Here is an 11,823-nt window from a genome sequence, read left to right as displayed (position 1 = left end):
CGTTTCCTTGTCGTGTCAGTGCTGGGCGGCTTGTGTCTTGCCGGCCAATATAGTCTGGATTTCGCCATTGCACGCCTTGCTCAGGCGCGCATATTCTTGCGGTGTATCGATGGCCGCCTGCAAGACTTCCACCTTGCGCATCTCGGCCTTGACGTACGGCAACCAGCCCGTGTCGATCTCGCGCGCCAACGCCGACTTGGCCGTTCCGCTGGGCGCGTACAAGGGCCGGGCCTCGAAGCGCTTGGCCAGTGCCGCGCGCACGGTCTTTTCCACGCGCGGCAAATGTTCCATATAGGTTTTCATGTGCCGCAGCTCGTGCGTGAGTATTTCATCATACGCGCAAGTGCCGGGGGCGAACTCGCGGCCGATGTAAATGACCACGGGAGCGTAATTGAGCTTGACGGAAATCTGTGGCGCCACACATTCGTAGCCGCTGGCAGGGTCTTGCAACATCGGTCCGGCCAGGCCAATCTGCACTTGCGACTCGGTCTTCGTCAAGCCCAGCACCCAGGTATTGGCGCGTGCCATGCCCTTCATCACCGTCAAGGCCTTGTACGGCAGATGCGTGTCGATGCTGTAGCCGTTCTGCTGCGCCGTCAGTACCGACACCGTCTTGCTGATCGTGTCTTCGCAGCGCACCTGGAACGGCGTGCGGGCCTGCGCATGGGCACCGAAGGTGACACCGGCAAGCAGCAGGAAAATCACCTTACGCATGCGCAGGATCAAGCCGTTTGCCAGGCGCCGCTGGTGATCTTGTCGAGCCAGAAGATGCCGATGACGGTTTTGACATCCGTAATCGTGCCATCCTTGACCCAGTCGAGCAGCTGCGGCACGGTGGCCGTAAACGTTTCGAGGAATTCGCCGTCGTCGAGCTGGCGCTCACCGGCCACCAGGCCACGCGCCAAAAACAGTTCCAGGTGTTCGTCGGAATAGGCGATGGCGTTATGAATGGTGGACACGAAATGCCAGTCGCTGGCCGTATAACCAGTCTCTTCCAGCAACTCGCGCTGGGCGCACGCCAGGTGCGACTCTCCCGCATCGATCTTGCCGGCCGGGAATTCGATAAACACGCGGTCCAGCGGATAGCGGTACTGGCGTTCCATCAGTACGCTGCCATCGTCGAGCAGCGGCAGGATGACGACGGCGCCCGGATGCAGGATGAATTCGCGCGCCGTGATCTTGCCGTCAGGCAGGGCGACACGGTCGCGCTGCACGCGCAGGAAGCCGCCTTGGTAGACGAGCTCGCCGTCCACTTTGGTTTCAATCAATTGCGTATCGGTGGATTGGGTATCCATGCATTTCCTTATGTTCAATAAAAAACGGCGCCAGAGGCGCCGCTTTCGGTAGATGCTGCTAACGGCGTTTACGCAAGTAGCGTCCGACAAAGCCTGGGAACGCCAGCACCATGAACAGACAGCCGGTAATCGCATAGAACTCCCACGTCTGCGGGAATGCGTTACCGATGCGCGCTTCGAGACCGAACGCCACGGCGCCGACGATGAAGTACAGAATTACCATCTCCAGCAAGCGCAGTGCCAGCGGCTTGCGCCAGCTTTTGCCGCCCTCTGCCAGCTGCGCCCTTTTCAAGGGCACGGCGGCAAACAGTTTCTCGTTCAAGAATGGCAGGTTGGCGCCCAGGATACCCAGGGCGATCAGCAGCCAACTTGAGGCGGTGACATCCATCGATCAGGACGCCAGGGTCTTGGTGATGGCAGTGGCGCAGGCAGCGAGGATGCTGTTAGGCATCACGCCGAGCGCCAGGACGAACACGCCATTCAGGGCCAGCACGACGCGCATGTCGCCATGCACGACCAATGCGTTGCTGTCGGTCGGCTCGTCGAACCACATCATTTTCACGACGCGCAGATAGTAGAAGGCACCGATCAGCGAGAACAGCACGGCAGCGATGGTCAGCCACAACTGGCCCGTGGCCAGCACGGAAGCGAGCACCGAGTACTTGGCCATGAATCCCATCAGCGGCGGCACGCCGGCCAGCGAGAACATGAACAGCGTCATCACCAGCGCGAAGATCGGGCTGCGTTTGCCCAGGCCCTTGAAGTCAGCCAGTTCTTCCGCTTCAAAACCGTTACGTGCCAGCAACATAATCACGCCAAAGGTACCCAGGGTGGTAAACACATAGGTAATGACGTAATACATCGCGGCGCCGTAGGCGGTCGCTGCGCCAGCCGCGTTCAGGGTGTTGTTGGCTGCGTCCACGGTACCGGACAGCAGGCCCAGCAGCACGAAGCCCATTTGCGCGATGGTCGAATACGCGAGCATGCGCTTCAAATTGGTTTGCGCGATGGCGGTGAAGTTACCAATCGCCAGCGACATCACGGCCAGCACCAGCAGCATTTGCTGCCAGTCATGCGCCATCGGCAGCAAGCCCTCGCCCAGCAGACGCAGGGTGATGGCAAACGCAGCCAGTTTCGGCGCCGCGCCCAGCAGCAACGTCACGGCCGTCGGCGAACCTTGATACACGTCAGGCACCCACATGTGGAATGGCACAACGCCCAGTTTGAAGGCCAGGCCGGCGACCAGGAAGACCAGGCCGAAGACCATGATGGTACCGTTGGTCTTGCCGTTTTCCAGCGCCACGCGCAGTTCGCCCAGGTCCAGCGTGCCGGAGGCACCGTACAGCATCGAGATACCGTACAACATGAAACCGGAAGCCAGTGCGCCCAGGATGAAGTATTTCATGGCCGCTTCCGTGGCCTTGGCATTGTCACGGCGCAAGGCGATCAGCGCGTACAGCGACAGCGACATCAGTTCCAGACCCAGGTAGATGATCAGGAAGTTGTTGGCCGAGATCATGATCATCTGGCCCAGCAGTGCAAACAGGGCCAGCACGTAGAACTCGCCGCCCAGGTTGCCCGACAGCATGCTGCGGTCGGTGGCATAGGTACGCGAGTAGATCAGGGTGAGCGCCACGGCGCCGTACGAGAACAGTTTGAGCAACTGCGACATCGGGTCCGACACGAACATATTGTGGAACGTGTAGACGGTGGTGCCCGCGTTGAAGTCGCCCACGGTCAGCAAGGCGCAGCCGGCCAAGGTCAGCAGCGACAGCGCATAGGTGATCGAACGCTTCGCCGCAGGCAAGAACATATCGATCAGCAAGATCGCCGAGGTGGCGATCAGCAGAAAGATTTCCGCGTACAGCGGTACCAGATTAGGTGCATTAGTCATGTTATCGGTCTTCTATTTAAGGCAACTTGCTGATGGCGACATGCTGCAGCAGGTCGGCAACCGAAGTTTGCATCGTGTCGGTGAACGGGGCTGGGTACAGACCCATCACGAGCACGGCGATGGCCAGCACAGCAAGCATGAAGAATTCACGTTTGTTGATGTCGGTCAGTTCAGCCACATGCTTGTTCTTGATCTTGCCGAACACCACGCGCTTGGCCATCCACAGCGAGTACGCCGCGCCCCAGATCAGTGCCGTTGCAGCCAGCAAGCCGATCCAGAAGTTGAATTGCACCGCGCCCAGGATCACCATGAACTCGCCGACAAAGCCGGACGTGGCTGGCAAGCCGCAGTTAGCCATCGAGAACAGCACGAAGAAGGCAGCAAATTTCGGCATGCGATTCACGACGCCGCCGTAGTCGGCGATGTTGCGGGTATGCATGCGGTCATACAGCACGCCGATGCACAGGAACATCGCGCCGGAGATGAAGCCGTGCGAGACCATCTGCACGATACCGCCCTGCACCGAAATGTCGTTGAACATAAAGAAACCCAGGGTGACGAAACCCATGTGCGCGATCGACGAATAGGCGACCAGTTTTTTCATGTCAGTTTGCACCAGGGCAACCAGACCGATGTAGATCACGGCGATCAGCGACAAGGCGATCATGAAACCGGACAGGTAGTGACTGGCGTCGGGCGTGATCGGCAGCGAAAAACGCAGGAAACCGTAGGCGCCCAGTTTCAGCATGATGGCGGCCAGTACGGCGGAACCGCCGGTAGGCGCTTCCACGTGGACGTCCGGCAACCACGTGTGGACCGGGAACATCGGCACTTTGACGGCAAACGCCATCAGGAAGGCCAAGAAGATGAAGATCTGTTCGTGCATCGTCAGCTTAAACGCGTGCCAGGCCAGGATGTCGAAAGTGCCCGACACATTGCGCAGGTAGATGATGGCAACCAAGGTCAGCAAGGACCCAAAGAAGGTGTACAGGAAAAACTTGAACGACGCGTACACGCGGTTTGAACCGCCCCAGATACCGATGATGATGAACATCGGGATCAGGGTTGCTTCAAAGAAGAAGTAGAACAGCAAGCCGTCGAGCGCGCAGAACACGCCGATCATCAAGCCCGACAGGATCAGGAAGGCACCCATGTACTGGGCGACGCGCTTCTCGATCACTTGCCAAGCGGAAATGACGACGATGACCGTGATGAAGGCCGTCAGAGGCACGAACCACAGCGACAGACCGTCGATACCCAGCGAGTACCAGATATTGAAGGTCGCTATCCACGGTGCTTTTTCGACGAATTGCATGCCGTGTGCGGCGTTGTCGAAATGCTGGATCAGCGGCAAGGTGCACAGCATGCTGAGCACGGCGCCAGCGAGCGACAGCCAGCGGGTGAAGCCCGCTTTGCTGTCACGGCCGAGAGCCAGGACCAGGACGCCGCAAATGATCGGCACCCAGATCGACAGACTCAGGTAAGGAGGTAATGTAGAAATCGTAGACTGCATCATGGTTCTCAGTATTCTTTTATCAGGTCAGCTTACTTAGCGGGCCAGAATGGCAGGAAATAGATCAGGAAGCCCAGCACGCCCAGGATCATCACGAATGCATAGTGATAGATGTAGCCGGTCTGCAACACTCGCGACAGCGAGGACAGCCAGGCGACGGCCTTGGCGCTGCCATTGACGACGAAACCGTCGATCAGCTTCTTGTCACCGAAGTTCCACAGGCCATTGCCCAACAAACGGGCACCGCCGGCGAACACGACTTCATTGAACTTATCCAGGTAGTACTTGTTGTCGAGCAAGGTGTGGATCGCGTGGAACTTGGCAAAAAACCAGGCCGGTACACGCGGGTTGACCATATAGCAATAGTAAGCTGCCACCACGCCGGACAATGCCAGCCAGAACGGTGCCGTCGACAGGCCGTGGATCGCCATCGCCATCGCGCCGTGGAATTCATGCGACAACTCTTGCATTGCTGGATGGTTTTCACCAACGAAGATCACGCCCTTGAAGAAATCGCCATGCAGCATCGGGCCGATGGTCAGGTAACCGATCAGCAGCGACGGGATCGCCAGCATCACCAGCGGGAACCACACGACGAACGGCGATTCATGCGGCTTCTGGCCAGGTTCCAGACCGTGGTGCGCGTGCTCGTCTTCGTCTTCTTCATGACCATGATCGTCATGCGCATCGCCGTGCGCGCCATGGGCCGCTTTCGGTGCGTGATGGTCGTCGTGACCGTGCGCGTGCGCTTGGCCGAAACGTTCCTTGCCGTGGAAGACGAGGAAATACATGCGGAACGAATAGAAGGCGGTCACGAAGACGCCAGCGAGCACAGCGAACTGGGCAAAGCCAGCACCCCAGATGTGCGTCGCTTCGACAGCTTCGATGATGCTGTCTTTCGAGTAGAAACCGGAGAACAGCGGCGTGCCGATCAGGGCCAGCGAACCGACCAGGGACGTGATCCAAGTGATCGGCATGTATTTGCGCAAGCCACCCATGTTGCGGATGTCCTGGTCATGGTGCATGCCGATGATGACGGAACCGGCGCCCAGGAACAGCAATGCCTTGAAGAAAGCGTGCGTCATCAGGTGGAACACGGCCACGGAGTACGCGGACGAGCCCAGCGCGACGGTCATATAGCCGAGCTGCGACAGGGTCGAGTAAGCGACGACGCGCTTGATGTCGTTCTGGATGATGCCCAGGAAACCCATGAACAGCGCCGTGATGGAGCCGATCACCAGGATGAACGATAGTGCCGTGTCGGACAGTTCGAACAGCGGCGACATGCGCGAGACCATGAAGATACCGGCCGTCACCATCGTCGCGGCGTGTATCAGTGCCGAGATCGGGGTAGGACCTTCCATCGAGTCAGGCAGCCACACGTGCAGCGGGAACTGCGCCGATTTACCCATCGCGCCGATGAACAGGCAGATGCAGGCAACGGTCAGCAAGGCCCAGTCGGTGCCCGGCAAGCTCAACAGCGCCAGTTCCTCTTTCTTGGCGAACACTTCCTGGTAGTTCATGCTGCCGGCGTAGGCCAGCAGCAGGCCGATGCCCAGGATGAAGCCGAAGTCGCCCACGCGGTTGACCAGGAAAGCCTTCATGTTGGCGACGATGGCCGTCGGACGCTGGTACCAGAAGCCGATCAGCAGGTAAGAGACCAGGCCCACGGCTTCCCAACCGAAGAACAGTTGCAGGAAGTTGTTGGCCATGACCAGCATCAGCATCGAGAACGTGAACAGCGAGATGTAGGCGAAGAAGCGGTTATAGCCTTCGTCGTCTTTCATGTAGCCGATCGTGTAGATGTGCACCATCAGGGAGACAAAGGTGACCACGCACATCATCATCGCCGACAGCGAATCGATCTGGAAGCCCACTTCCATCTTCAGGGTGCCGATCGTCATCCAGTTATAGATCGTGCCATTGAATGTCGCGCCATCCATCACTGCCAGCAGTGTCTGCACCGACAGGATGAACGCAATCAGTACGCCCAGGATCGTCGCGGTATGCGACGTCTTGCGTCCGACCAAATTACCCAGAAACTGGGTGCCAAGCAAGCCTGCAATCGCAGCACCGGCCAGCGGCGCCAGCGGTACGGCAAGAAGGAGGTTAGGGTTGAGGAGTTGCCCCGCCATGATGAACCTTAATCGTTATTATTCGAGAGATCGAGTCTGAAAAACATCAGCCTTTGAGGCTGTCCAGGTCTTCGACGTTGATGGTATCCAGATTACGGAACATCACCACCAGAATAGCCAGACCGATAGCCGACTCAGCGGCGGCAACCGTCAGGATGAAGAAAACGAAGATCTGACCGGCCGCGTCGCCCATGAAATGGGAAAACGCGATGAAATTCATATTCACCGCCAACAACATCAATTCGATTGCCATCAGCAATACGATGATGTTCTTGCGGTTCAGGAAAATACCGACGATCGAGATTGCGAACAGGATCGCGCCCAGGACCAGGAAATGTGTGAGCGATAATGTCATGGTGCCTCCTTAACTTCCGGCTCAGCGGCAGGACGCTCGACAACCGCGTCCATCTTGATGATCTTCAGACGATCGTTGCGCTTGACGCGCACGGCATCGCCCGGAGCAAAATGCTTGGTGTCCTTGCGTTTGCGCAAAGTCAATGCGACTGCGGCAACGATGGCGACCAGCAGCACGACGGCCGCGATTTCGAAGGCGAACACGTATTTCGTGTAGATCAGCATGCCCAGTTCCTTGGTGCCGCCCAGGTTGACGTTCACCGGCGCGATGCTAGGCGTAAAGTTGCGGAAACCGTGCCACAAGACAGCGGCCATTTCCAGCACGATGATCACGCCCACCGTCACCGACAAAGGCAGATAGCCCCAGAAGCCTTCGCGCATGCGATCGATATTAATATCGAGCATCATGACCACGAAGAGGAACAGCACCATCACGGCGCCGACATACACCAATACCAGCACGATGGCCAGGAATTCAGCTTGCAGCAGCATCCAGATGCCCGCTGCAGAGAAAAAGGACAGCACCAGGAACAGTACTGCGTGGACCGGATTGCGTGCCGTGATAACGCGCGTCGCTGCCAGAATCAAGATCAGCGCGAAGGCGTAAAACAAAATTGTTTTAAAGTCCATAAAAAACCCAATAGACGTACAGATGAACGAGGGGCGCGCCGCAGCTTATCAGCTACGGCGCATCCATCAGCGATAAGGTGCGTCGGCGGCGCGCGCAGCAGCGATGTCATTTTCATAACGATCACCGACGGCCAGCAACATCTCTTTCGTGTAATACAAATCCCCGCGTTTTTCGCCGTGATATTCCAGGATTTGCGTCTCGACGATCGAATCGACCGGGCAGGACTCTTCGCAGAAACCGCAGAAGATGCACTTGGTCAAGTCGATATCGTAACGCGTCGTGCGGCGCGAACCGTCGTCACGCTGTTCCGATTCGATCGTGATGGCCATCGCCGGGCAAACTGCTTCGCACAGTTTGCAGGCGATGCAGCGTTCCTCGCCGTTCGGGTAGCGGCGCAGCGCGTGCAAGCCACGGAAACGCGGCGAGATCGGTGTCTTCTCTTCCGGGAATTGCACCGTGATCTTGCGCGAAAACATGTACTTGCCTGTCAACGCCATGCCCTTGATCAGCTCACCTAACAAGAGGCTGCTGAAGAAATCTTTTACCTTATCCATTCGTATGCACTCTCTTACTTCCAAATATTCCAGGATGTCTGCATCCAGGCAGCGATGAAGACCAGGTAGACCAGCGTCAACGGGATAAACACTTTCCAGCCGAGGCGCATGATCTGGTCATAACGATAGCGTGGGAAAGTACCGCGCACCCAGATGAACACCGAGACGATGAAGAAGGTCTTGGCGAACAACCAGAAGAAACCGCCGAAACCACCCCAGAACTCAAGGAAAGCAAATGGTGCGGACCAACCACCGAGGAACATGATCGAAGCCAGTGCAGCGATCAGTATCATGTTGGCGTATTCGGCCAGCATGAACATGGCGTAGGCCATACCCGAGTACTCGACCATGTGGCCGGCGACGATTTCCGACTCGCCTTCGACGACGTCAAACGGGTGACGGTTGGCTTCAGCCAGGCCCGACACCAGATAAATGACGAACATCGGCAGCAGCGGCAACCAGTTCCACGACAGGAAGTTGACGCCCTTGTCGGCGAAGAAGCCGATTTGCTGGCCGCCAACGATATCGATGAAGTTCAGGCTGCCTGAAACCATCAACACGATGACCATCACGAAGCCCATCGGAATTTCATACGAAATCATCTGTGCCGAAGCACGCATGGCGCCCATGAACGAATACTTCGAGTTCGAAGCCCAGCCGGCGATGATGATGCCATAGACTTCCATCGAGGTAATCGCCAGCAGCATCAGCAAGCCTGCGTTGACGTTGGCCAGTACGGCTTGCGGGCCGAACGGCACGACCGACCAGGCGGCCAAGGCCGGCATGATGGTCATGATCGGGCCGATCACAAACAAGCCCTTGGCGGCCTTGGATGGGATGATGATCTCTTTGAACAAGAGTTTCAGCGCATCGGCGATCGGCTGCAGCAAGCCCAATGGACCCACGCGGTTCGGGCCGACGCGGATCTGGATCCAGCCGATCAGCTTGCGTTCCCACAAGGTCAGGTAAGCAACCAGACCCATCAGCGGCAACAGCACGCACAAGATCTTGATCAGCGTCCAGAGGAACGGCCAGGAGCCGCCCAGCAAATCCTGGCCGCTGCTGTTGATGACGTTTACAAATTCAGGCAGAGCCATCAGATTTTCCCCTCTGCTGTTTCAACTGTGATGTCACCGAACATGCCGCCCAGGCTGGCCGTCGAGGCATGCGCCGCCGACACTTTGACCACATTGGCTGGCAGGCCGGCATGGAGTGCCGCCACCAGGATGGCGCTGCCGGAGCCTTGCGCCACTTTGACCTTGTCGCCCGCCTTGATGCCCAGCTTGCCAGCCAGTTCGGCCGATAAATGGGCTTGTGGCGCAGCGCCATCGACCGTGCGTTGCAACGGTTCGGAGCGGCGTACCAGCGCGTCGGCGAAGTAGATCGGCACGTCGGCGATGCGTTGCAGCTTTGGTGAAGCCGGTGCGTACGTCGCCGCTTCCGGCGCGTTCTTGGCCACATTGTTCAGCTGTGCCGACAAATCGGTCACGCCGGCGCCAAACGCTTCGTCGCGGATCGCTTCGGAGGTGTCGTAGTCGAAACCGGCCAGGCCCAGGATGTTGCCCAGGACGCGCAGCACTTTCCAGGCTGGACGCGTTTCGGCCAGCGGTTTGACGCTGCCATTGAAACTTTGCGCACGGCCTTCGCAGTTCACAAACGTCCCCGAGGTTTCGGCAAACGGCGCGATCGGCAGCAAGACATCGGCGTAATCCATGCCATGCTTGAAGGCCGACATCGCCACGACCATCTCGGCGCTATCGAGGGCGGCGCGGGCCGCTTGTGGATTGGCGCTATCCAATTCCGGCTCGGCGTGCAGCAGCACGTAAGCTTTCTTCGGCACGGTAAAGGCAGCTTGTGCCTTGGCTTGCGCCTTGGCGACCAGATGCGCACCTACCGTGTTGGCAGCTTCCGTCAGGTAACCGAGCTTGGCGCCCGTCTGTTCGGCGATCCATTGCGCGGCAGCATGCAGTTGCGACGCTTGCGGGTGTTGCGTTGCCGCATTACCCAGCAGCACGGCGCCATGGTCGCCAGCCATCAGGCTGGCGGCGATGGCGACCGCCACGTCCGAGGCGATGACCGCTTCAAAACCGTTAGGCGCGGCGATATCTTTCGCTTTGGCAACAGCGACGACGATTTCCGACAAGGCCGCCAGCCAATCGCTAGGCGCGACAATCATCTTGTTGGCGATGGTGATCAGCTGATCATCGTCGCAAGCGTGCAGGATCGACAGCTTGCCGCCGCCCTTGACCGAGGCGCGCAAACGCGTGGCCAGCAAGGGATGATCCTTGCGCAGGAACGAACCGATGACGAAGGCGCGCTTGATCTGGCCAAATTCGCTGATCGGCATGCCCAACCATGGTTTCACACTGGCGTCGAGCGCGAAATCGGTCTGGCGCAGGCGGAAGTCGACGTTCTCGCTACCGAGGCCGTGCGCGACTTTTTGCAGCAGGACCAGCTCTTCTACCGTCGAATGCGCAGTGGCCAGCGCGGCGATGGCGTCAGCGCCATGCTCGTGCTTGATATTTTTCAAACCGTGCGCCACGTATTCCAACGCCGTTTGCCAATCGACTTCTTTCCACTCATTGCCTTGTTTCAGCATCGGCGAAGTCAGGCGTTCGGCACTGTCGAGCGCATCGTACGAGAAACGGTCCTTGTCCGAGATCCAGCACTCGTTGACGGCTTCGTTTTCGAGTGGCAATACGCGCTTGACCTTGCCAGCTTTCACTTGCACGATCAGGTTGCTACCCAGGCCGTCGTGCGGGCTGACCGATTTGCGGCGCGACAGTTCCCATGTACGGGCGCTGTAGCGGAACGGCTTCGAGGTCAGTGCGCCGACCGGGCACAGGTCGATCATATTGCCCGACAGTTCGGAGTCGACCGTCTGGCCGACAAACGAGACGATTTCCGAGTGTTCGCCGCGGCCGATCATGCCCAACTCCATCACGCCGGCCACTTCTTGGCCAAAGCGTACGCAGCGGGTGCACTGGATGCAGCGCGACATTTCCTGCATGGACACCAGCGGACCGGCTTCCTTGGGCTGCACCACGCGCTTGTCTTCCTTGTAGCGCGATTCGCTCTTGCCGTAGCCCACAGCCAAGTCTTGCAACTGGCATTCGCCGCCCTGATCGCAGATAGGGCAATCGAGCGGGTGGTTAATGAGCAAGAATTCCATGACCGACTTTTGCGCCTGCACAGCTTTATCGCTGGCGGAGCGCACGATCATGCCGGCACTGACCGGGGTCGCACAAGCGGGCAAAGGCTTGGGCGCCTTTTCCACTTCGACCAGGCACATGCGGCAGTTCGCTGCAATCGACAATTTCTTGTGATAGCAGAAGTGCGGAATGTAGGTTCCCAATTTGTTGGCGGCGTCCATCACCATGCTACCAGCAGGGACTTCGACTTTTTTGCCGTCTATTTCGATTTCAACCATGGTGATCGTTACCTGAC

The 11,823-nt window shown here is 58.4% G+C and carries 11 protein-coding genes; all 11 read right to left on the bottom strand.

The features are described from left to right. Positions 1 to 15: 15 nt before the first annotated feature. The 11 genes from ACQ4V8_RS02835 to nuoG all read right to left on the bottom strand — a co-directional run bounded on the left by ACQ4V8_RS02835 (position 16) and on the right by nuoG (position 11,806). The gene (locus ACQ4V8_RS02835) at positions 16 to 714 is read right to left on the bottom strand and encodes a hypothetical protein (RefSeq protein ID WP_436570841.1); all 699 of its coding nucleotides are present in this window, start codon (positions 712 to 714) and stop codon (positions 16 to 18) included. An 8-nt stretch (positions 715 to 722) separates the two neighbouring features. After that, positions 723 to 1,295, bottom strand: a complete 573-nt coding sequence (locus ACQ4V8_RS02830; protein WP_010399719.1) for an NUDIX domain-containing protein — start codon at positions 1,293 to 1,295, stop codon at positions 723 to 725. A gap of 58 nt (positions 1,296 to 1,353) precedes the next feature. Then, entirely contained in the window at positions 1,354 to 1,683 is a 330-nt protein-coding gene (locus ACQ4V8_RS02825) for a DUF2818 family protein (RefSeq protein ID WP_010399720.1), read from the bottom strand. Between the two features lie 3 nt (positions 1,684 to 1,686). After that, positions 1,687 to 3,189, bottom strand: a complete 1,503-nt coding sequence (gene nuoN, locus ACQ4V8_RS02820; protein WP_436570840.1) for an NADH-quinone oxidoreductase subunit NuoN — start codon at positions 3,187 to 3,189, stop codon at positions 1,687 to 1,689. Between the two features lie 16 nt (positions 3,190 to 3,205). Next, positions 3,206 to 4,705: an NADH-quinone oxidoreductase subunit M gene (locus tag ACQ4V8_RS02815; RefSeq protein WP_010399722.1), complete on the bottom strand. Its 1,500-nt coding sequence runs from the start codon at positions 4,703 to 4,705 to the stop codon at positions 3,206 to 3,208. A gap of 29 nt (positions 4,706 to 4,734) precedes the next feature. Next, a complete protein-coding gene (nuoL, locus tag ACQ4V8_RS02810) occupies positions 4,735 to 6,837 on the bottom strand; it encodes an NADH-quinone oxidoreductase subunit L (RefSeq protein WP_010399723.1) in 2,103 nt (700 codons plus the stop codon). A 46-nt stretch (positions 6,838 to 6,883) separates the two neighbouring features. Beyond that, positions 6,884 to 7,192, bottom strand: coding sequence for an NADH-quinone oxidoreductase subunit NuoK (gene nuoK / locus ACQ4V8_RS02805; protein WP_010399724.1), 309 nt, complete (start codon positions 7,190 to 7,192; stop codon positions 6,884 to 6,886). After that, a complete protein-coding gene (locus ACQ4V8_RS02800; protein ID WP_196856308.1) occupies positions 7,189 to 7,821 on the bottom strand; it encodes an NADH-quinone oxidoreductase subunit J in 633 nt (210 codons plus the stop codon). The genes nuoK and ACQ4V8_RS02800 overlap by 4 nt, the downstream gene beginning before the upstream one ends. Before the next feature lie 66 nt (positions 7,822 to 7,887). Then, positions 7,888 to 8,376, bottom strand: coding sequence for an NADH-quinone oxidoreductase subunit NuoI (gene nuoI / locus ACQ4V8_RS02795; RefSeq protein WP_010399726.1), 489 nt, complete (start codon positions 8,374 to 8,376; stop codon positions 7,888 to 7,890). 14 nt (positions 8,377 to 8,390) lie between these two features. Next, the gene (nuoH, locus tag ACQ4V8_RS02790) at positions 8,391 to 9,473 is read right to left on the bottom strand and encodes an NADH-quinone oxidoreductase subunit NuoH (RefSeq protein WP_436570839.1); all 1,083 of its coding nucleotides are present in this window, start codon (positions 9,471 to 9,473) and stop codon (positions 8,391 to 8,393) included. Beyond that, positions 9,473 to 11,806: an NADH-quinone oxidoreductase subunit NuoG gene (nuoG, locus tag ACQ4V8_RS02785; RefSeq protein WP_436570838.1), complete on the bottom strand. Its 2,334-nt coding sequence runs from the start codon at positions 11,804 to 11,806 to the stop codon at positions 9,473 to 9,475. Before nuoG ends, nuoH begins: the two co-directional genes overlap by 1 nt. Positions 11,807 to 11,823 lie beyond the last annotated feature (17 nt).

This window comes from Janthinobacterium paucivorans (assembly GCF_051380805.1).
Lineage (GTDB): Bacteria > Pseudomonadota > Gammaproteobacteria > Burkholderiales > Burkholderiaceae_D > Janthinobacterium > Janthinobacterium lividum_D.
Note: the sequence above shows the minus strand (reverse complement) of the source record. Positions and strands in the feature narration are given on the sequence as shown.